19 protein-coding genes and 2 pseudogenes are annotated in these 20,513 nt (G+C 61.7%); 5 read left to right on the top strand and 16 right to left on the bottom strand.

The window, feature by feature from the left end; genetic code table 11:
- Nucleotides 1–331: 331 nt before the first annotated feature.
- Nucleotides 332–1,138, top strand: a complete 807-nt coding sequence (locus C2846_RS17450) for a glycerophosphodiester phosphodiesterase (RefSeq protein WP_119702086.1) — start codon at nucleotides 332–334, stop codon at nucleotides 1,136–1,138.
- 339 nt (nucleotides 1,139–1,477) lie between these two features.
- Here the strand turns inward: C2846_RS17450 and C2846_RS17445 are convergent, their stop codons facing one another.
- Nucleotides 1,478–1,822: a YajD family HNH nuclease gene (locus C2846_RS17445; protein ID WP_119702085.1), complete on the bottom strand. Its 345-nt coding sequence runs from the start codon at nucleotides 1,820–1,822 to the stop codon at nucleotides 1,478–1,480.
- Between the two features lie 40 nt (nucleotides 1,823–1,862).
- Entirely contained in the window at nucleotides 1,863–2,561 is a 699-nt protein-coding gene (locus C2846_RS17440) for a spermidine synthase (protein WP_119702089.1), read from the bottom strand.
- 167 nt (nucleotides 2,562–2,728) lie between these two features.
- On the opposite strand from C2846_RS17440, the gene C2846_RS17435 reads away from it, so the two are divergent.
- On the top strand, nucleotides 2,729–3,523 hold the full coding sequence (locus tag C2846_RS17435) for an enoyl-CoA hydratase family protein (protein ID WP_119702084.1): 795 nt from the start codon (nucleotides 2,729–2,731) through the stop codon (nucleotides 3,521–3,523).
- A 119-nt stretch (nucleotides 3,524–3,642) separates the two neighbouring features.
- Here C2846_RS17435 and C2846_RS17430 read toward each other — a convergent pair whose 3' ends face one another.
- Genes C2846_RS17430 through C2846_RS17420 form a run of 3 tightly spaced genes read right to left on the bottom strand, consistent with a single transcriptional unit; the run spans nucleotide 3,643 to nucleotide 5,556 of the window.
- Nucleotides 3,643–4,074: a PaaI family thioesterase gene (locus C2846_RS17430; protein ID WP_119702083.1), complete on the bottom strand. Its 432-nt coding sequence runs from the start codon at nucleotides 4,072–4,074 to the stop codon at nucleotides 3,643–3,645.
- Nucleotides 4,075–4,085: 11 nt separating this feature from the next.
- On the bottom strand, nucleotides 4,086–4,973 hold the full coding sequence (locus tag C2846_RS17425) for an alpha/beta hydrolase family protein (protein WP_080051334.1): 888 nt from the start codon (nucleotides 4,971–4,973) through the stop codon (nucleotides 4,086–4,088).
- Entirely contained in the window at nucleotides 4,942–5,556 is a 615-nt protein-coding gene (locus C2846_RS17420) for a TetR/AcrR family transcriptional regulator (protein WP_080051333.1), read from the bottom strand. Before C2846_RS17420 ends, C2846_RS17425 begins: the two co-directional genes overlap by 32 nt.
- A 179-nt stretch (nucleotides 5,557–5,735) precedes the next feature.
- Here C2846_RS17420 and C2846_RS17415 point away from each other — a divergent pair, with 179 nt between their 5' ends.
- On the top strand, nucleotides 5,736–6,338 hold the full coding sequence (locus C2846_RS17415; RefSeq protein ID WP_205890264.1) for a pyridoxamine 5'-phosphate oxidase family protein: 603 nt from the start codon (nucleotides 5,736–5,738) through the stop codon (nucleotides 6,336–6,338).
- Nucleotides 6,339–6,393: 55 nt separating this feature from the next.
- Here the strand turns inward: C2846_RS17415 and C2846_RS19220 are convergent.
- The 3 genes and pseudogenes from C2846_RS19220 to C2846_RS17405 form a co-directional block, all read right to left on the bottom strand.
- Nucleotides 6,394–6,786: pseudogene (locus C2846_RS19220) on the bottom strand (methyl-accepting chemotaxis protein); the annotation flags it as partial.
- A gap of 138 nt (nucleotides 6,787–6,924) precedes the next feature.
- A pseudogene (locus C2846_RS19215) lies at nucleotides 6,925–7,689 on the bottom strand (PAS domain-containing protein); the annotation flags it as partial.
- Nucleotides 7,690–7,817: 128 nt separating this feature from the next.
- Nucleotides 7,818–8,264, bottom strand: a complete 447-nt coding sequence (locus C2846_RS17405; protein WP_119702081.1) for a hypothetical protein — start codon at nucleotides 8,262–8,264, stop codon at nucleotides 7,818–7,820.
- A gap of 333 nt (nucleotides 8,265–8,597) precedes the next feature.
- On the opposite strand from C2846_RS17405, the gene C2846_RS17400 reads away from it, so the two are divergent.
- Entirely contained in the window at nucleotides 8,598–8,954 is a 357-nt protein-coding gene (locus C2846_RS17400) for a BON domain-containing protein (RefSeq protein ID WP_119702080.1), read from the top strand.
- Between the two features lie 105 nt (nucleotides 8,955–9,059).
- Here the strand turns inward: C2846_RS17400 and C2846_RS17395 are convergent, their stop codons facing one another.
- The 6 genes from C2846_RS17395 to C2846_RS17370 all read right to left on the bottom strand — a co-directional run bounded on the left by C2846_RS17395 (nucleotide 9,060) and on the right by C2846_RS17370 (nucleotide 17,328).
- Nucleotides 9,060–10,412 carry an efflux transporter outer membrane subunit gene (locus tag C2846_RS17395; RefSeq protein ID WP_165443860.1) on the bottom strand — a complete coding sequence of 451 codons (1,353 nt, stop codon included), beginning with the start codon at nucleotides 10,410–10,412 and terminating at the stop codon, nucleotides 9,060–9,062.
- A gap of 37 nt (nucleotides 10,413–10,449) precedes the next feature.
- Nucleotides 10,450–12,396 carry a MacB family efflux pump subunit gene (locus C2846_RS17390; RefSeq protein ID WP_119702078.1) on the bottom strand — a complete coding sequence of 649 codons (1,947 nt, stop codon included), beginning with the start codon at nucleotides 12,394–12,396 and terminating at the stop codon, nucleotides 10,450–10,452.
- A gap of 2 nt (nucleotides 12,397–12,398) precedes the next feature.
- The gene (locus C2846_RS17385; protein ID WP_119702077.1) at nucleotides 12,399–13,619 is read right to left on the bottom strand and encodes an efflux RND transporter periplasmic adaptor subunit; all 1,221 of its coding nucleotides are present in this window, start codon (nucleotides 13,617–13,619) and stop codon (nucleotides 12,399–12,401) included.
- 116 nt (nucleotides 13,620–13,735) lie between these two features.
- Nucleotides 13,736–14,419, bottom strand: coding sequence for a VOC family protein (locus C2846_RS17380; protein ID WP_119702076.1), 684 nt, complete (start codon nucleotides 14,417–14,419; stop codon nucleotides 13,736–13,738).
- An 82-nt stretch (nucleotides 14,420–14,501) separates the two neighbouring features.
- Nucleotides 14,502–15,881 carry a sigma-54-dependent transcriptional regulator gene (locus C2846_RS17375; protein ID WP_119702075.1) on the bottom strand — a complete coding sequence of 460 codons (1,380 nt, stop codon included), beginning with the start codon at nucleotides 15,879–15,881 and terminating at the stop codon, nucleotides 14,502–14,504.
- Entirely contained in the window at nucleotides 15,868–17,328 is a 1,461-nt protein-coding gene (locus C2846_RS17370; RefSeq protein ID WP_165443859.1) for a sensor histidine kinase, read from the bottom strand. Before C2846_RS17370 ends, C2846_RS17375 begins: the two co-directional genes overlap by 14 nt.
- A 225-nt stretch (nucleotides 17,329–17,553) precedes the next feature.
- Between C2846_RS17370 and C2846_RS17365 the strand changes: the two genes are divergently transcribed.
- Nucleotides 17,554–17,940, top strand: coding sequence for a DUF4168 domain-containing protein (locus tag C2846_RS17365; RefSeq protein WP_165443858.1), 387 nt, complete (start codon nucleotides 17,554–17,556; stop codon nucleotides 17,938–17,940).
- A gap of 56 nt (nucleotides 17,941–17,996) precedes the next feature.
- Here the strand turns inward: C2846_RS17365 and C2846_RS17360 are convergent, their stop codons facing one another.
- Nucleotides 17,997–19,331, bottom strand: a complete 1,335-nt coding sequence (locus C2846_RS17360) for an ammonium transporter (RefSeq protein WP_119702074.1) — start codon at nucleotides 19,329–19,331, stop codon at nucleotides 17,997–17,999.
- Nucleotides 19,332–19,538: 207 nt separating this feature from the next.
- Complete coding sequence (locus tag C2846_RS17355; RefSeq protein WP_080051320.1) at nucleotides 19,539–20,432, bottom strand: LysR substrate-binding domain-containing protein; 894 nt, start codon at nucleotides 20,430–20,432, stop codon at nucleotides 19,539–19,541.
- Nucleotides 20,433–20,513: the final 81 nt, after the last annotated feature.

Raw genomic sequence — 20,513 nt, 5'->3', positions numbered from 1 at the left:
GCACTCAGTTTTTGCCGCCGCCCTGTTATTTAGGTCGCAGTGCCTGTTGTATAGCACGGAACTATTTGATGTGCTCGAGAGGATCGGCATTGTCTGAAATAAAATGGACAATTGAGCCAGTTTCCACTCAGTCGCTGCTCTAGCTAACACGCTAGAGGTATTCTTACAGGGTGGAAAGATGAGAAAGAGAGGATTTATTAATATCTTTCCAAGTATTGCAATTTCTGAGTATAAAGCCAGCTTGCCAATACCGTCACGGTAACCAACCACACATAGCACTTCCCCCTCCAAAGGCATATCCTGAGCACAGGCAATAACTCATATAAAGTCTATGACCACCATCGCTGACAGACTCAACACCCTGGCAAATCGCCTGTGGGCTTGGGCGCCGCAGAGCAGAGTGCCGGTCAATTGTGCGGATGTAGGGCTGGTAGCCCACCGTGGTGCGCACGGTGATGGGCCTCGCGGTCTGGTGCTGGAGAACACCCTGGAAGCCTTCGAGCTGTGTTTGCACATGGGTGTCTGGGGGGCAGAAATGGATATCCACCTGACCCGCGATGGCGAGCCGGTGGTGCATCATGATGCGGATTGCGGCCGTCTGTTCAACCGGCCGGACATCATCATTGCCCAGACCCGCTTTCGTGATCTGCGTGCGGCGGTGCCGCAGATTCCGCATCTGGATGAAGTGTTGCAGTTAAGCGCCGGGCGCATGCACCTGATGTTGGAAATCAAGGAGTCCTGGCGCGACCGTGCCAGCCTGCCGCAGCGCATCACGCCGTGGCTGGCTTCATTGACTCCTGGTCAGGACTACCATCTGCTCAGCCTGGTGCCTGACCATCTTGAAGGCTTCAGGGATATCCCGCGTTCGGCTTTTGTCGATGTGGCCGAGGCCAATACGGCTGAGATTCTCAGGCAGAATCTGGCGCTGGGGCACGGCGCGTTGGCGGGCTCGTTCGTATTGATGGGGGCGGGGTGTTTGCGTCAGTTGCGTGAACAGGGCCGGCAGATCGGCACCGGGTTGGTCGAGAATAGGTTTGTGCTCAACCGCGAGGTCAGTCGTGGGGTGGACTGGGTGTTTACCGATCACATTCTGACGCTGCAGCCGGCCAGCGGCGATTCTGGTTCCGGTAAGGTCTAGCTGCATGGATTGCTTCAGACCTTGCGGTCTTCGCAATGACGGCGGGGGAGGCAACCNCCTTGCGGTCTTCGCAATGACGGCGGGGGAGGCAACCTGCCTGACGGCTGTCGCAGTGACAGCAGGATAGCCACCTAGCCGTCATTGCGAGGCGCGCAGCGGCGTGGCAATCCAGTCGGTGTGGCAGCCGGGCACGGTGGGTGGAAATAGCGCGTATGGATTGCTTCAGACCTGACGGTCTTCGCAATGACGGTAGGGGCGGCAACCTGCCTGACGACTGTCGCAGTGACCGCAGGACAGCCACCTAGCCGACGACCGTCGCAATGACCGGGAAGGGGCGTTTCAGTCCTCTTTGTCTTCCGTCTTACCCAGCAACGCCCCCAACCCCGCCAACCCTTTGTGCGTGGCTTTCTGGGTTTTGGGGGTGGCTGTCGAGGATTCGCTGAAGTACTGCTGGTCGGTATAGCGGGCGTGTTCGTTATCGTGGCAGTACAGGCAAAGCAGCTCCCAGTTGGAGCCGTCTTCGGGGTTGTTGTCGTGATTGTGGTCGCGGTGGTGCACGGTGAGTTCGCTGACGCGTTTGCCGCTGAATTCACGCGCGCAGCGGCCGCATACCCAGGGGTACATTCTCAGGGCTTTTTCCCGGTAGCCCTGTTCGCGGCTGTCGGCGCTGCTGTGCTTGCTCATGGTCACTCTCGCGTGATGGGTTCTGTATTCAGTCTAGCGCTCAGGCTTTGCCTGCGGCGGATTTCAGTTGGCAGATCCAGATGGTGTGGCGGGGGCCGCGGTTGCCGTGGGCGTAGACCTGTACTTCCTCGGCCTTGAAGCCGGCCTGGTTCAGGCGTTGGGAGAATTGCCGGTCGGCGCTGGCAGACCACACGGCCAGCAGGCCCTGGGGGCGCAAGGCGCGGGCACAGGTGTGCAGGCCGTCGAGCGAGTAGAGCCAGGTGTTGGCGCTATGGGTCAGGCCTTCGGGGCCGTTGTCGACATCCAGCATGATTGCGTCGTAGCCCTTGGGCTCGGCTTGCAGTACCTGGGCCACGTCAGCATTGAGCACTGTGGTGCGCGGATCGTTCAATGGGTTGCCGGCTTTGGCGCCCAGTGGGCCACGGTTCCATTCGATGACGCCGGGCACCAGTTCGGCGACCTGCGCCTCGGCATCCGGGCCCAGGTGTTTGAGTGCGGAGGCCAGGGTGAAACCCATGCCCAGCCCGCCGATCAGCACCCGAGCGGCGGGTCTGGCGGCGACTTGCTTGCAGGGGATTTCAGCCAGAGCGTCTTCGGAGCCGTGCATGCGCGTATTCATCAGTTGCCCGCCCTTGCCACCTTCGAGCTTGATGACGAAGTCTTCGCCGTACTCAAACAGGGACAAGGCGCCGCCGTTGTTGGGGATGGGCGTGGTATCGAGCAGGACGAAGCGTTTCATGACGGTCTCGGTGCGGGAATGAGTGCGGCAGTATGCCTGATCGCCGGGCATGACGGCCAAGGAATGCTTCTGACCGGTCATTCACGGGCTTTCTGTCGCGGCACGATGCATGGACACCTGGGCCAGCGGCGCACACACTGCGCAGACAGATAGCTGAGGAATCGATAATGACCCAACCTGCTGCCAACGCCAGCGTGCTGGCCCACAACCATGGCCCGACCTGCGTGCTCACCCTCAATCGCCTGGACAAGCGCAATGCGCTGGAAACCGCGATGTATGTGCAGATGGAAGCGTATCTGGACGCGGCGCTGGCTGATCCGGCGATTGCCAATGTGGTGCTGACCGGGGCGGGGAATTTCTTCTGTTCCGGCGGTGATCTGGACTCATTGGCGACCCGTGCGGCGCTGCCGACGCAGGAGCGCGCCGCGCTGATTGAGCGGCTGCATAGCCTGGTGCGCAAGCTGAAATTCTTCCCCAAACCGGTGATTGCCGCAATCGAAGGTGGCGCAGCCGGGGCCGGGGCGTCACTGGCGTTTGCCGCCGACCTGATTGTGGCGGCGCAGGGCAGTTACATTTCCATGGCCTATGTGAAGGCCGGGCTGGTGCCCGATGGTGGCGGCTCGGCCTTTCTGGCCCTGACCTTGCCGCATCAGTTGGCGGCGGAGATTGCCCTGTTTGGCGGCCGTTTGCCGGTGGAGCGCTTTGCGGCGGCTGGTGTGGTTAACCGGGTGGTGGAGCAGGGTGCGGCATTGGATGTGGCGTTGGAGCTGGCGCAGGAGTTGGCCGCCGGGCCGCGTGAGTCGCAGGCGGCGATTCTGGAACTGCTGGACGGGCCGGGGCGTGAGTTGTTCGAGCGTCAGCTGGAGCGTGAGAAGCAGTTGATGGCGCAGGCGCTGGGCGGGGCAGAGGCGGCCGAGGGCATTGCCGCGTTCAAGGGCAAACGCGCACCGCAGTTTGGGTGAAGTCGCTGCCGTTGCGGTCATTGCGAAGGCCTTGGCCTGTGGCAATCCAGTCGCTTGGTAAAAGTCTGGATTGCCACGTTGCGGCGCGCCTCTTGAGGCGTTCTGGGTATCCCTTGGTCTTAGCGCAGGATCATGCAGGTGGCAGTAGCATGTGCGTAGAGGGTGCCGTTTTCATCACGGATGCTGCCTTCAGAGATGGCCAGGCGTGAGGTGATGTTGATGACCTTGCCTTCGGCTGTCAGGGTTTTGTTGAAGGGGACGGGCTTGCACATCTTCACGTTCAGTTCGATGGTGCCATAGCTTTCACCCGCAGCCAGCGCGGTATGAATGGCGCAACCGGTGACCGAGTCCAGCACGGTAGCGGCAAAGCCTCCATGGACACCGCCGAGCGGGTTGGTGTGGCGCTCGTCAGCGGTGACGGCAAAAACTACGCGGTTGGCTTCCACATGCTGCATATCCATTGGCATGGTGCTGGATATGCCGGGGCGGGGAAACAGCCCCTGGGCGAAGGCCTGCATGATTTCCAGGCCGGTCATGTTTTTCGGATTCATTGTGTCTCCTGTTAGGCCGTTTGGGCCTGACCCTGTAGTTGTTGGAACCAGTTCAATGCTTCGTCCCAGAGTGGCTGGGCGTTGCCGCGGAAGTAGCCCATGTGGCCAATCGCACCCAGACCTTCGGCCTGTGAGTCGATATCGCGGGCCTGGTAGGGGGCGTTGCGGTAGCCGGCCATGAAGGCCTCACGCGAGGCCGGTTGGGCCCAGAGGTCGTCCAGGCTGTTGGCGGCAATGATCGGCGTGCGTACCTGGGCGAACTGCTCATCAATGCCGGCCATGCTGGGATCTTCGAAGAAGTAGCGTGGGAAGCTGCACCAGCGTTTCCACCAGGTGTAGACGCCCTTGGGCAGGTCTTCACCCATGCCCAGCCGGGCCCAGGCCAGATAGCCCTTGCTGGCGACGATCAGCGGGGCTACGACTTTCCACATGAACGCCACCCGATAACGTTCGACGCCTGGCATCCAGCCGTGCCAGCCGGCACCGGTGCCGAAGGTGTAGAGGCCGCTGACCCGTTCATGGCCGGGCAGCAGGCCAAAGGCATGGCCACCGAACGAGTGGCCGACCATGAACAGCGGCAGTTCGGGGCGGTGCAGGTAGTCCAGCGCGGCGGCCAGATCCTTGGTCGCCCAGTCCAGATAGTGCATGTCGAAGCCGCGCAGGTTGTCGGGCTTGGATTCGCCTATGCCGCGATAGTCCAGGGTCAGGGTAGAGAAGCCCTGCTGCGCGGCGTATTCGGCAAAGCGTCGATAGAAGCCGCGCGGAGCGCCGGTCGCCGCGCCAACCAGCAAGTGGGCCTTGGGTTGCTCGGCATGGTAGATGCTGGCGGCCAGCGGGTAGCCGTCGGTAGCCAGCAGGCGGAAGTCTTCACGCCTGATCTGCGGCAGTTCTGTGGTCATGACTGGTATCTCGCGGGTAATGATGGATGAGCCGAAACAGGGCCTGACCGGCCTGTTTCAGCGGTTCGCCGCTGCCGGCGACACGGGCCTGCAGCAGGCCGCCCTCGTACAGGGCGATATACAGGCTGGCGAAACTGTCGGCCTGCTCTGCAGCAAAGCCCAAACCGTGCAGTTGCTTGGCCAGGGCTGTGCGCAGGCTGGCAAAGGTCTGGGCCAGGGCGGCGCGAATTTCGACATCGTCCGGGGTGCTTTCCAGGGCAATGGTCGCCAGCGGGCAGCCGCGCTCGAAGCGGCTGTGTTCCAGTTGTTCAAGCATGCTCTCCAGCCAGCGCTCCATGGCTTGCAACGGGTCGGGCTGCTCGTTGAACAACTGCACAAAGAAAACGTCGATCTTGCGGCTGATATGCTCAATGGCCGCCACCGCCAGCTCGGTCTTGCCGCCGGGAAAGTGGTGATAAAGGCTACCCTTGGGCGCCTCTGCACGCTCAAGCAATTCGTTCAGACCAACCCCGTGCAGGCCCTTGCGCTGAAGCGCATCGACCATGGCAAGAATCAGACGCTGTTTGGTGTCATGGGTTTTCATGGGATTAGTATGTAGACCGGTCGGTCTAGTGATAAGTGTTGTTTCTGCCATTTTTGAGGGGTAATGCGCATGCTGCGCTATGAGATTGTGGTTCTTGCTCTGTGATCAGAGGGCGGGGCTTGCCGGTTGCGCTGCGAGCGGTAAAGTGTCGCTTTCGTTTTTTTGCCAGGGAGTGGGGCATGTTGATTGAGTCAGTTGAGGCGTTGCGCGCGTTGTACCCGCCGGCCAAGGAGCGGGCGCTGAAAAAGCAGTTGGTGAAACTGGATGAGCACTGTCAGCGTTTTATTGCCCTGTCACCGTTCGTGGTACTGGCGTCGGGCAACAGTTCTGGACTGGATGCCTCGCCGCGTGGTGGGGCTCCGGGGTTTGTGCAGGTGGAAGATGAGTGTCACCTGCTGATTCCTGATTCACCCGGCAACAATCGATTGGACTCTCTGGAAAACCTGATTGCCCGGCCTGAGGTCGGGTTACTGTTCATGATCCCTGGTATTGATGAAACCCTTCGGGTCAACGGAATTGCGCGCTTATTGGCCGAGCCAGCATTGTGCGCTCGTTTTGCCGACGACAAGCGTGCGCCACGGCTAGTGATCAGGGTTGAAGTGCGCGAAGCTTATCTGCACTGCGCCAAGGCGTTGATGCGCTCTGGCCTGTGGGCTGAGTCAAGCCGCCAGCCGCGCGAGGTGCTGCCAAGCATGGGACAAATGATCAAGGATCAGACTGGCGATACCGCCGAACCGGAAACTCAGGCGCAGATGCTGGCGCGCTACGAGGCTGATTTATGAAATCAGTCTGGGGTGCTGTGGGCTCGCCAGCAGCCGACAGCACCTGCCAGTGCTGTCAGGAAACGATCTGGTGGATGGTTTCGGCCAGGTGTTGCACGCCTTGTTCGACCTCGGCGATGCCGGCGTTCACCGAGGCCACCAGTTCATGCCCCTGGTGCGATGAGTCGCTGATCTGGCCCATCTGTTGACTGACCTGAGCAATCAGCTCGGCATTGGCGCTGACCACGCTGGCGATTTCGCTGGTGGCCTTGCTGGTGCGCCCGGCCAGGGTTCTGACTTCATCGGCGACCACGGCAAAACCACGTCCGGACTCGCCGGCGCGGGCGGCTTCGATGGCGGCGTTGAGGGCCAGCAAATTGGTCTGGTCGGCGATGCTGCGAATGGTGGTGACAATCTCGTTGATGTTGTCAGATTGGGCCTGCAGGCGCTGGCTGATGGCATTGGCCTGCTCGACTTGCAGACTGATACGGTCTGAGGCGGCAACTGCCTGCTCCAGTGCCTGCTTGGCCTGCACGGTAATGCGCGAGGCTTCTTCAGAGGTTGAGGCAGCTACTTCGCCGGCCCGCAAGGCGCGGTTGACGCGCTCGGTGATGTTGGCGGCGAACTTGATTACCTTTTGCACCTTGCCGCTGTCATCGAGGATCGGGTTGTAGGTGGCTTCCAGCCAGATGGTATGACCTGCGGCGTGGCGTCGTTCGTAGCGTCCGGACGAAAATTGTCCGGCAGCTAGCGACTCCCAGAAGCGGGGATTGTCGCGGTAAAAGCTGTCATGACAGAACAGCCGGTGATGTTTGCCGACGATCTGTTCCAGGGTGTAGCCAGTGGTGGCCAGGAAGTTGTTATTGGCGTGCAGGATGTGCCCGTCCGGGGTGAACTCGATCACCGCCAGTGAGCGGTCGAGGGCGGTGAACAGGGCGTTCTTGGCGCGTAGTGCCTGCTGGTTGGCAGTAACGTCCTTGGCGATCTTCATCACCCGGATTACCTTGCCGCTATCGTCAGTCACCGGAAAGTACGAGGCTTCAAGCCACAGGGTGGAGCCGTCCTTGCGCCGCCGCAGAAAGGTGCCGTGCTGACTCTGGCCGCTGGCCAGTTGCTGCCAGAAGCTGGCGTAGGCCGGGTCTTTGATGGTGTCCGGCTCACAGAACATGCGGTGATGCTGACCGATTATCAGTTCCAGCGGATAACCGCTGGCCTGCAAAAACAGAGCGTTGGCGTTGAGTACCTGGCCGTCGGGAGTGAACTCGATGACCGCGACGTTGCTGCGGATGGCTCGCAGTTCGAGCGTCAACTGCTCGATCTGTGACTGTTGTGCCGCCAACTGCTGGTGGTGTTGCGAGCGTGCGAAGAGCATGGCTATGGCTCCTCCGATGAGCGCATTCATTATCGTTATGACTGATGGGTCAGTTACCCTCCTTGACGCTAGTTCATCATCTGATTGACGTCAAATTGCCAGCACTCATTTGCGCCAGTTATCAAACTCTACGCCGAGGTGCAGGCGCTCAAATTGAATTGCCCGCCTTCGATCTCCAGCGGTGCCAGGGTTGTTTCGCAGCGTTGCAGTTCTTCCACCAGTTGCATTAACGGTGCGCCGTTCAGTTCTTTCGGGCGGTTGCGCTGCAAATGGCTGATCAGGGCTTCAAAGCTGATCATGCCGGTACTGATCGGCAGCCATTCCATGTCTTCGATGCCATAGGCCAGCCCGGTTTCCGGATCGGGGCTGCTGGAGGTATTGGTGTCGCCAGTCAGGGCTGCCGCTTCTTCGAATTCCACTGCAGTGAGGTCGATGAAGTGGCTGATCGGGGTGACGCCAAGGGTTTTGCACAGGGCGTCGAGGCCATCCAGATGCACGATTACCTGACGCAGTGAAGCCGGATGCAGTTGGAACTGGCGATTGCACAGGGTGGCGATGTGCAGGATGGCTGACACGGTGTTCTCCCTTGGCTGAAAACAGGTTGAGAGCCGGTTGATAAGCGCTGCTCGCCGGGGAGCTGCCCGTGTACTCTCGGGATGGGTAGCTTACCGCCGTCGTTCGGCTGCGGCTAGCTGGAGTCCGTGGCCGGGTCATGCAATTTGCACGGCCGGAGGCGAGCCGATTCGGTGAATTGCACGATTCATATAGTTTTGTGTGTTCTTTAAATAATTGAAAAATATGGATTTTGTGTTGTTTGTCGAGTTGGCACAGGGCTTGCGACAGTCCCTGTGAGCCTGCAGCTTGTTTTGAGTTGCAGAGTTGACTGGAAAGCAACAGGAGTTGAATCCATGAAAACGTCTACCAAAGGTTTTGCCATTGCCACCCTGACTGCCGCTGCGCTGGGTCTTGCCATGTCCGCCAGCGTACATGCCGATGAATACACTACCCGCGACAGGGCTGCTGATGCCATGGACTCTGCTCAGCAGAGTGTTTCGGATACCTGGATCACCGGTAAGGTCAAGTCCAGCTTCGTTGCCGAATCGGCTTTGAGCGCGATGGAGATCGGGGTTGAGACCAAGCAGGGCGTGGTGACGCTGTCGGGTGTGGTGGCCACCGAGGCCGAGCGTGATCTGGCCATCAGCACTGCCCGGAACATCGAGGGTGTCCAGGACGTTTCCGCTGACGCTCTGCAAGTAGCCGAATAAGTCATGACACCGTGGGCCGGGAGACTCCCGGCCCGGTTCAGTCGACCAGGAGGCAACATGAACAGCGATATCATCAAGGGTAAGTGGAAGCAGTTGCGCGGCCGCTCAACTGTCGCTGGTTTCGGCCCAGCCGCCACCCAGTACCCGGAACAGGTCAACGCTGGCCTGCAGCCAGGCTGAGCGTTGCTGGGTCAGGCTGTCCTGGCTCTGGAACAGGGTGCGCTGGGTGTCGAGCAGGGTTTGCAGGGTGATGGCGCCGGCGCGGTAACGGGTTTCGGCCAGGCGGAAGGCCAGTTCGGCTTCTTCGGTGGCCTGGGCCAGATAGTCGTGACGCACCTGAGCCTGACGCAGGGCGCCAAGGGCGGTGTCCACCTCGCCAAAGGCACTCAGTATGCTGCGTTGATAGTCGATCAGCAGCTCTTCCTGCCGGGCTTCGGCCTGGGTTACCTGGGCACGCAGGCGTCCGCCCTGGAAAATCGGTTGGGTCAGGCCGGCGGCCAGTGACCAACTGGTGACTGGGTTGTTGACCAGGGTCGAGAGCGCCAGGCTTTGGGCGCCGTACTGGCCGGTCAACTGAATGCTGGGGTACAAGGCTGCGCGGGCGGCGCCAAGGTCGGCATTGGCGGCGACCAGCCGGCTTTCGCTGGCGCGAATGTCCGGGCGACGCTGTAACAGTTCGGCCGGCAAGCCGGCTTCGATAGCCGGGAACTGGAGGCTTTGCAGATCGCCGGGAATCGGCAGGTCGGCGTCCGGTGCTTCGCCGAGCAGCAGGGCCATGGCGTTGCGCAGGGCCAGTTGTTGCTGCTCCAGGCTTGGCAGGCTGGCCCGCTGCTGGGTGACCAGGGTGCGCTGCTGACTGAGTTCCAGACTGTCGGCAGCGCCGTAGCGGTAACGTGCTTCGACCAGTTCCAGTACCCGCTCGGCGGCGGCCAGATTCTCGCGCGCCAGCAGCAGGCGGCGTTCGGTTTCCAACTGCTGGAACCAGGTGTTGGCGACGCTGGCCTCGATGCTGAGCATCAGGGTCGAGTAGTCGAAGCGGCTGGCGTCCAGGCTGGCCCGGGCCGACTCCACCAGATTGCGGTTGCGGCCCCAGAAGTCGACTTCATAGCTGACATTCAGGTTGGCGCTGTAGCTGGTGCGGCTGCTGTCGCCATTGGCATCGGTGCGACTGCTGTCACTGCGGGTGGTGCCCAGGCCACTGCTGGCCTGCGGTAGCAGGCTGGCGCCGGTCTGACGCAATTGGGCATCGGCCTGCACCAGGCGGCTGGCAGCGCTGGCCAGATCCAGGTTGTTGGTGCGGGCACGTTGCAGCAGCGCCTGGAGTTCGGCGGAGCCGTAGCTGTCCCAGGTGGCGCTGGTCGGCCAGCTTGACTGATCAGCTGGCTGGCTCCACTGGGTCGGCGCAGCAATCTGAGCGTCTGGCAGCGGTGCGTTGATGGCGCAGCCGCTGAGGGCCAAGATTGCAGAGATCAGAGCCGGTTTAATAAGGGTCGGTTTAATCCGCACTGAGAGCCACCACAGGGTCAAGGTGCGCCGCCTTGTGGGCGGGCATGTAGCCAAAGATCAGGCCGGTAGCGAAAGCGCAGCCGAAGGCCAGCAGTACCGGGCCGGTTGTGAACTGGATGGCGGTGCCGAAGAACTGCAGGCCGCCGGCAAAGGCCAGGCCGCCGATCACGCCCAGGGCGCCGCCAATGGCCGAGACCACAACTGCCTCGACGATGAACTGTTGGAGGATGTTGCTGGTACGGGCACCGGTGGCGACCCGGATGCCGGTCTCGCGGGTGCGTTCGGTGACGTTGACCAGCATGATGTTCATTACTCCAATGCCGCCTACCAGCAGGGAAATGGCGGCGATCGAGCCGAGCAACACGGTGAAGGTGTTCTGGGTTTGGGCGACGTTTTCCAGCAGTGAGGCCATGTTGCGGATCTGGAAGTCTTCGACCCCGGCATGCGACTGCAGGATGGCCTGGAACACCGCTTCCTGGGTGGCATCTGCCTGGCGCAGATCGTCGATCATGATGGTGATTGAGTTCAGGTAGCGCTGGCCGATCAGGCGCAGGCTACCGGTGTTGAGCGGGACGAAGACCACGTCGTCCTGATCGGCCCCCCAAGGGGCGGCACCTTTTTCACTCATGATCCCTATGACCTGGAACGGGACATTGTTCATCAGCACGTATTCACCAATCGGGTCGGCATTGCCGAACAAATTGGTGGCCACGGTACGTCCGAGCACGGCGACGGCAGCATAGCGCTGGTCGTCCTCGTCGTTGATGAACACGCCCGAGGCCACCGGCCAGTCGCGGGCGATGGGCAGGTCGGCGCTGGTGGCGGTGACCTGGGTCTGGTAGTCGGTGTTGCCGCTGCGCACTGTGACCCGCCCATTCATTTCCGGCACGGCGGCGACCACGTTGTCGACCAGGGCGGCCTGTTCGGCATCCTGCACGGTCAGGGTGTTGGTGGAGCCGTCCTGCGAGCGCCGGGTGTTGGGCGCACCGGGGCGTACCAGCAGCAGGTTGGTGCCCATCGAGCTGATGCGGTCCAGCACTTCCTGGCGGGCACCGTTGCCGACCGCCAGCATCACCACCACCGAGGCTACGCCGATGACGATACCAAGCAGGGTCAGTACGGTGCGGAACAGGTTGGCCTTGAGTGCCCGCAGGGCCATGCGCACGGCCTCGCCGGTATCGGCCAGGGCGGCGCTGGCGGGGTGATCTTCGTCGGCTACCGGTGTGGCTGGGGCCGGCTGCTCCGGCGCTGGGTTGCCGCTGTCATGAATGATCTGGCCGTCGCGGATTTCGATCAGCCGGTCGGCATGGCTGGCCACGTCGCGGTCATGGGTGATCACGATGACGGTTTTGCCGCGTTGGTGCAGTTGTTTGAGCAGGGCCAGTACATCGCGGCCGCTCTGGCTGTCGAGTGCGCCGGTGGGCTCGTCGGCCAGGATCACCTGGGCGTCGTTCATCAGCGCCCGGGCGATCGATACCCGTTGCTGCTGACCACCGGAAAGCTGGCTGGGCCGATTGTTCAGGCGTTCGCCCAGGCCCAGTTCGGTAAGCAGTTCCTGGGCCCGCTGGTGCCGTTGTTCACGCGGCAGGCCGGCGTAGATGGCCGGTACCTCGACGTTCTCGGTGGCGGTGGCCGAGGGGATCAGGTGATAGCTCTGAAAGATGAAGCCAAAGGTCTTGCGCCGCAGCCTGGCCAACTCGTCGCTGCCGAACTGGGCAATGTCCTCGCCATTGAACAGGTAGCGTCCGGTGCTGGGCTGGTCCAGGCAGCCGAGCAAATTCATCAGGGTCGATTTGCCGGAGCCGGAGGTACCCATGATGGCGACGAATTCGCCCTGTTGGATATCCAGGTTGACGTCGCGCAGCACCGTCGTGGCCAGCTCGCCATTGCGGTAGGTTCTGCCGATGCCTTCGAGGCGGATCAGTGGGGTACTCATGATTACATGAACCTGCGCGGCGGGCCGCCCTGCGGCTGGCTGCTTTGAGCACTGGTGCGCAGGTTGCCGGTTACCACCCGGTCGCCTTCTTCCAGGCCGTCGATAACCTCGGCCAGCACGCGAGTGCGCACGCCGATACGTACCATGCGGTCCTGCGGACGATCCTGGGCGTCCAGTACCTGTACTTCATAGGGGCGGCCGCGACTGGCTTGTTCACTCTGGTCCGCGCCGTCGGCCTGACGGCCACGTTCCGCGTGGCTGACTTGACGCAGGGCGGACACCGGCACGGTCAATACATTGTCAGCCGCAGCGCGGACGAAGAACACCTGGGCGCTCATTTGCGGCAGCAGGTCGCCGCCAGGATTGGGCACATCGAACAGGGCGTTGAACAGCACTACGTTGTTGATCACTTCCGGGGTCGGCAGGATTTGGCGCAGCTCGCCTTCCCAGCGTCGGGTCGGCTGGCCGAGAGTGGAGAAGTAGGCCGGCATGCCGACGCGGAGCTGGCTGATGTCGGCCTCGGATACCTGGGTGCGCACGGTCATGGTCGACAGGTCAGCGATCTGTACCACCACTGGTGCGGTCTGGTTGGCGTTCAGGGTCTGGCCCTGGTTGGCCAGTTGCTGGACTACGGTGCCGGTCATCGGGGCGTAGATCCGGGTATAGCCCAGATCGGCCTGGTCGGCCTTGAGGCTTGATTCGGTCTGGCGGATCTGGGCCTTGAGCACGTCGATCTGGGCAGCGGCTGAGCGTAGGCTGGCTTCGGCGGTCTCGAGTGCTTCGCGGCTGGTGGCGTCTTCACGGAACAGGTTGCGTTGCCGTTCAGCCTGCAGTCGTGCCAGATCGTGCTGGGCTTCGCGGTCCTTGAGCTGGGCCTGCTGGTTGGCCAGTTGCGCGGTGCTGGCTTCTACCCGGGCCAGGTACACGGTTGGATCGATCTCGGCCAGCAGTTGCCCTTGCTCGACCTGATCACCGAGTTCGACATGCAGAACCTTGAGCTGGCCGGAAACCTGGGTACCCACGTCGACATAATTGAGTGGCTCCAGAGTACCGAGGGCAGTGATGCTATCTTCGATATCACCGCGCGTGACGCTGACAACGGTGTACTCGGGGTTACCCTGACCATTGCTGATCCAGTACCAGCCAGACAGGCCGATAGCGGTCACGACGATAGCGATGATCCAGGAGGTGCGACGTTTACGATTGGGTTTTGCGGCGCTCATTGCTTGGTCCAGAGAGTGATCATGGGCCAAGTGTAAAGCCCCCAGTGTCAACTGGGAGCTGGAGCTCGGTAAAGAATCTGTAAATGAGTGCGTAGGTGCGCCGGGGCTGGAGCCTTTCAGACCGCCTTGCCAGTCAAGGAGGCGCGCTCGGACAGTTCGATCCAGAGGCCGTCGGGGTCTATGACGAAGGCAATCCGTGCGGTACTGCCGAGCGTCACCGGCGCACGGCCAGAGGTGGCTCCGGCGGCGATTGCCTGGGCATAGGCGGCGTCACAGTCGGGCACTTGCAGGGTCAGGTAGCGCAAGCCGGAGGCCGCCAGGGGCGTTGGGGCGGACGGGTTGGCGGGCTGACCCTGTTGCAGAAACACCAGGCCCTGGCCGCAAGTGAGAACCCCAGGCGCTTGCAGCGTCAGCCCCAGCACTTGTTGGTAATAGGCACTGCTGGCAGCCACATCGGCTACCTGCAGCTCCACGGCCAGACCCTGAATGCCTCTGTGGCCTGGTGGCACCCGGGTTATACGATTGCCGTCAGGGTCGCGCAGCGATTCGACTGAAGTGCAGTCGGAGCAGGCGACCAGCACCTGTTGCAGCGGGCCGTCGCCGCCAGGTGGCAGAGGATCCCGCGCGACATTCACTTTCATGACGGCGGCGTCGGCCTGGTAGCGGTGTTGCAGTACGCCGCCACCGAGCTTGAGGGTGTGGTCCAGACTCAGGCCGACCTGTTCGGTCCAGAACTGTTGCTGCTGTTCTGCACGGTTGCTGAACAGCCCGACATCGAAGAAGGGTTTGACGAAAGCCATGGCGGTGCTCCTGTACAAGGTGCCGCCAGACTAGCCGCCAGGCTCCGCTGGCGACACTGTCAATCAGCAGCGGAATCGTCAGTCATTCCAGCCAGCGATACAGCGTGCGACGAGTGATGCCGAGAATCTCGGCGGCCTTGCGCTTGTTGCCGCCGGTGGCTTTTAGTACCTGGTGGATGTACTGGCGCTGGACGCTTTCCAGGTCGGGCAGGCCGCTCGGGTCCTGGTTGAGTGGGAGGTTGAAGGCCGAGCCTTGACTGGAGCTGGACGTTTCCTGTTCAGCACTGTTGTCACGGATGCGCTGGGGCAGGTCGGCGGCGTCTATGTAGGGACCGCTGCAGAAAGTGGCGGCCCGCTCGACGGCGTTTTCCAGTTCGCGGACATTGCCGGGGTAGTTATAACTGAGCAGCAACGCCAGCGCTTCATCGGTAAACCCGCGAATACGTCGCTGGCGCCGGGTGTTGAAGCGGGTCAGAAACAGCTCGGCCAGGCGCTGGATATCATCGCCCCTGGCGCGTAGCGGGGGCACTTGGAGGGTGAAGGTTTCCAGCCGGTAGAACAGATCCTCGCGGAACTCGCCGGCGGCAACTGCGTCACTCAGATTGCGGTTGGTGGCGGCAATGACCCGCACGTCGACCTGAATTTCATGATCGCTGCCGACCGGGCGGACGCGGCCGTCTTGCAGGGCCCGGAGCAACTTGGCCTGTAGTGCCAGCGGCATTTCACCGAGTTCGTCGAGCAGCAGGCTGCCGCCGTTGGCCTGCTGGAACAGCCCGGCGCGTTGCTGCCGGGCGCCGGTGAAGGCTCCGGCGGCGTGGCCGAAGAATTCGCTTTCCATCAGCTCGCCAGGTATGCCGCCGCAGTTGACCGTAAGGTAGGGCTTGTCCTTGCGCGCGCTGAGGTCGTGCAGGGCGCGGGCTACCAGTTCCTTGCCGGTGCCGCTTTCGCCCTGGATCAGTACCGGGCCGTCGGCCGGGGCAATCTGGCGGATCTGGTGAAACAGTTGCTGCATGGCTGGACTCTGACCGACGATGCCGTTGAACTGCTCGACTGCGAGCATCGAGCGGTAACGCTGGACTTCGGTGCGCAGTCGGCGGTTTTCCAGCAGTCGACTGACAGTCAGGAGGAAATGATCCATTTCCAGCGGTTTGGTGAGAAAGTCATCGGCTCCTGCCTTGAGCGCCTGAACCGCCTGTTGTACTGAGCCGAAAGCGGTGATGATCAATACTGCCGGTGGGCGACTGAGCTGATGGCTGGGTTGCAGCAGGGTCAGACCGTCGGTGCCGGGCAGGCGCAGATCACTGACCAGCAGGTCTGGCTGCATCTCGGCCAGAAGCCGTGCGCCCTGTTCGGCATCGGCGCAGGCGCTGACCTGATAGCCCTCGGCCTCGAGTTCTTCCTGCAGCAGCTCACGCAGGCCGCTGTCATCTTCCACCAGCAGAATGCGTTCAGGTTGGGGCATGGGAGTTCTCCGGATTCAGTGCAAGGCTCAGGCGAACCAGGCAGCCGCCCTGGGGCGCGTTGCTCAGTTCCAGCTGGCCGCCGTGTTCTTCGGCAACCGATTGGACGATGGCCAGACCCAGGCCAGTGCCCTCGCCAGGAGATTTGGTGGTAAAGAAGGGTTCCAGCAGTTGCTCGACCGTTATTGTGGGCGGTAGCCCCGGGCCGTCATCACGGATCAGGATCAGCAGGTGTTCGCCTTCAGTCTTGAGGCTGAGCTGAATGCTTTGGTGGGCTGCTTGCAGGGCGTTGCGCAACAGGTTGAGCAAGGCCAGTTCCAGGCGTCCGGCATCGCCGGTCAGAGTCGGCAGCCCGGTGGGAATCTCGGTCTGGAGCTGTTTGCCGCTGGCTTCCAGTTCCGGACGCATGGCTTCGGTCACGGTTTCGATCAGTTGGGCCGGTTCCAGGCTGCGCGGTTGCGGTGCCATGGGCCGGCAGTAGTCCAAGAGTTGGCGCACGGTATGGGTCAGGCGGGCTACCTGAGAGCGGATGCCGTCGAGCTGGCGTTGTTGCTGCTCATCCAGTTCAGCGCTGCGTTGCAGACGTCTGGCACGGCCGTCAATCACGCTCAGTGGCGCGCCCAGTTCATGTGCGATGCCCCGGGCCATGCCGCCAATGGCGGCCATTTTTTCGTTGTCTTTGAGCCGGGCCAACAGTTGGGTTTCGGCGGTCCTGTGTTCATCAAGCTCACGCTGGGTGCGTTCGATGCTGTCGAGCATCTGGTTCAGGCCGGCGGCCAGTGTGGCGACCTCGCTTGGACCCTCCAGCGCGGCCCGGTGTGAATGATCGCCCTGGGCGACGCGTTGCATATGGGCCAGCAGCTTGTCGACATGCCGGCCAATACCGCCGTAATGACCCAGTAGCACGGCGCCAAGGATGCTCAGCCCGAGCAGCCCCCAGAGCAGCCAGGCGATGATCTTCAACTGGTCCAGCGCCCGGCTGAAATCGCTGGCACGGCGGGTGATCTGAATCAGGCCCTTGATCTGCCCGGCGTTGTCAAACAGAGGTAGAAAGTGTGAGAACAGCTCGCGCCCGGCCACCCGACTATAGGCTTCCTGCTTTTCCCCGGTGGCGACGATCCGTTCGGGAATGGTGGTGCGGCTGAGGTCGCTTTCGGTAATGCCGGCCGAGGCGATGCGGGTACCGTTGACATCGAACACCGAGGCGCCATAGACCTCGCCAAGCACAAACACTGAACCCAGGGCCAGTTCGATGGCCTGGCGATCATCCTGGCCCAGTGCGGCGCCGACCGGAATGCTGATTGCCCGGCCGATCAGCTCCAGATCGTTCTTCAGCCGTTGCTCCTGAAACTGGCTGGCCTGGCCCAGGCCAAAGCGGATGCCCAGGGCGGTAAGGATCAGCAAAGGCAGAACCACAAACAGCAGCAGGGTACGTTGCAGACTACTCAAGCGTCGCAGGCCTACGGGGCGGGTAACTGTGTTGAATCTGAACGGGTATTTTTTGCTCATGTTTAAAATGTATACATTATTGCTGGAAAAGTCGCCAGCTCCAGCGTGTTTTAAAATTTCGATTTTTTATTGTTTTTTCCTTTTAAATCATGGTCTTGTTGTTGATTTTGGTGAATTGGCACGGCTCTTGGAATGTGTTGGGTGACTTCAACAAAGGAGAAGTGCATGACTACTTTGAAAAAACTGACTATCGCCATGGGTTTTGCTTCATTCGCCATCGCCGCCCCTGTGGCCATGGCCCAGGCCCAGGATCCGGCCGCCGGGCAGCAGTATGGCCAGCCTGAGCAGCAGGCCGCCGCACCGGTTAGCGATGCCGATCTGCAGAAGTTTGTCAGTGCTGAAAGCAAGGTTAACGAGATCCGCGATGATTTCTCCCAGCGCCTGGGTCAGGTAGACAACCAGGAAGAGGCCCAGTCACTGCAACTGGAGGCCCAGGAGAAAATGGTCGAAGCTGTACAGGATGAAGGCCTGGATGTGGGGCGTTACAACGAAATCGCCACCCGTATTCAAACCGATCCTGAGCTGCAGCAGCGAGCCCAGCAGCACAACTGAGTCTGAGGCGGGCATGCAAAAAGGGGCCGTTGCGGCCCCTTTTTGCTGTGTGCCGGTTACTTGGCCGTGAGTGGGTTGTCGCTGGCGAGCGGTTCCTCGCTGTGGGCACCCGGTGCCTTGGGCGGGGTGACCATCGGCTGGCTGGCCGGGGCAAACTCCGGATAGGCCGACATGCCACACTCTTCCAGATCCATGCCGACCAGTTCCTCTTCTTCGCTGACCCGCAGCCCCATCACCGCCTTGATCGCCAACAGTACGATGAAGGACATGCCGAACATCCAGGCGAAGGTCACCACGGTGCCGATCAACTGACCGAAGAAAGTGGCGTCTTCGTTGCTCAGCAGCACCGCGAAGATGCCCCAGATACCGGCGGTGCCGTGAACCGAGATGGCGCCTACCGGGTCATCCAGCTTGCACTTGTCCAGGGCCAGGACCGATAGCACCACGACGATGCCACCCACGGCCCCGATCATTACCGCCAGGCCGGCACTTGGCGCCAGCGGCTCGGCGGTGATCGAGACCAGGCCGGCCAGCGCACCGTTGATGGTCATGGTCAGGTCAGTCTTGCCGAACAGGGCGCGGGAGAACAGCGCGGCCACGACCATGCCGGCGGCGGCTGCGGCGTTGGTGTTGACGAAGATCTTGGCGACTGCGTTGGCCTCTTCGACATTGGCGATCTTCAGTTCCGAACCGCCGTTGAAGCCGAACCAGCCCATCCACAGGATGAACATGCCGAGGGTGGCCAGTGGCAGGTTGGCCCCGGGAATCGCGAAAACTTCGCCGTTCTTGCCGTAGCGACCTTTGCGCGGGCCAACCAGAATCACCGCAGCCAGAGCAGCGGCAGCACCAGCCATGTGTACCACGACCGAGCCGGCGAAATCCTGGAAGCCCAGTTGGTCGAGGAAGCCGCCACCCCATTTCCAGTAGCCTTCGACCGGGTAGATGAAGCCGACCATGAATACTGCAAACACCAGGAACGGCCACAGGCGCATACGTTCGGCCACGGCGCCGGAGACGATCGACATGGTCGCGGCGGCAAACACCGCCTGGAAGATGAAGTCAGCCATGTTCGAGTAGTAGGGTGCGTCATCACCACCGGCTAACACGGCCTCGGCACTGTTGTCCTCACCGAGCAGGAAGCCGAGATTGGGGATTACCGAGCTGATCGGGCTGTCCGGGTACATGACGTTGTAGCCGACCAGCAGGTAGACGGTGCAGGCGATGCCGTACAGCAGGGCATTCTTGTTGAGGATTTCAACGGTGTTCTTGGCCCTGACCAGTCCGGCTTCGAGCATGGCGAAGCCGGCTGCCATCCACATCACCAGGGCGGCGCACATCAGAAAGTAGAAGGTATCCAGCGCGTAGGCGACTTCTATAGATAATCCATCCATCGGTTTTGGCTCCCCAGAGGGTTGTTGACCAGCAGGGCTGGTGAGTTTCAGGAATTAAACTTTCTCTGGAGGAATGAAAAAACTGTGCCAAGTCGCCGGATGCGGCTAAACCGGGCACTTGCCGGGAGGCGGGGGTGATGGTCTGGCTGGTCGCTCTGCCTTTTAGTGCAGCGCCTACTGGCGTTGCACCATCACAAAGCAGTGTTTTCAGTCTTGCTGGTATTCCGCGCGCTGGGCCAGGCCGGCTTTGAGGTGATCGACCAGTTGCCGGACCTTGGGCGACAGATGCCGCTGCTGGGGATACAGTGCCCAGACCGCGGTGTGTGGCGGCTGGTGCTGGTTGAGCAGGGCGCGCAGGGCGCCGCTGCGCAGGTGTTCGCGCACATAGTAATCCGGCAATTGGCATAGGCCGAAGCCGCGCAGCGCCGCATCCAATACCGCCTGGCCGCTGTTGCAGCGCCAGTTGCCGTGTACCCGGATCGGCAGTTCGCGGCCATCCTGCTGGAAGGTCCAGGTATCGCTGCTGCCGATCAGGCAGTTGTGCCTCGGCAGTTCCGACAGGCTGTGCGGGGCGCCATAGCGGGCCAGGTAGCTGGGTGCGGCGCACAGATACATGCGTCGGGGTGCCAGACGGGTGGCGATCAGGCTGGAGTCCTGCAGCCGGCCCAGACGGATTGCCAGGTCGTAACTGCCGTGCAGCAGGTCCAGGGTCTGATTGGTCAGGGTCATCTCGATCCGCAGTTGCGGATGCTGCTGCATGAACTCGTTGACCAGCGGCATGATGAAGCTTTCGCCGTAGGCGACCGCGCAGGTCATGCGCAGCAGGCCTTTGGGTTCGCCGCCCAGATCGGTGATCGCCTGCAGGGCTTCGTCGCGGGCATCGATCAGCCGCTGGCAGTGCTGGAGGAAGGTCTGGCCAGCTTCGGTCAGACTGACTCGGCGGGTGCTGCGGTAGAACAGGCGGGTCTGCAGGCGATCTTCCAGCCGGGCTACCTGGCGGCTGACGTGTGAGGAGGACACGCCCAGACGTGTGGCGGCGCCGCTGAAGTGGCCCAGTTCGGCGACCGCAACGAACTCATCGATGCCTTCCCATTGGTTCATGATTATCCCTGACTAGCAATAATGTTTTGTTGATTGGGAGATTATCCACAATTGATGGCTCTACTACACTGGTGCAATTAA

This window comes from Pseudomonas jilinensis (genome assembly GCF_003586265.1).
GTDB lineage: Bacteria > Pseudomonadota > Gammaproteobacteria > Pseudomonadales > Pseudomonadaceae > Halopseudomonas > Halopseudomonas phragmitis.
Note: the sequence above shows the minus strand (reverse complement) of the source record. Positions and strands in the feature narration are given on the sequence as shown.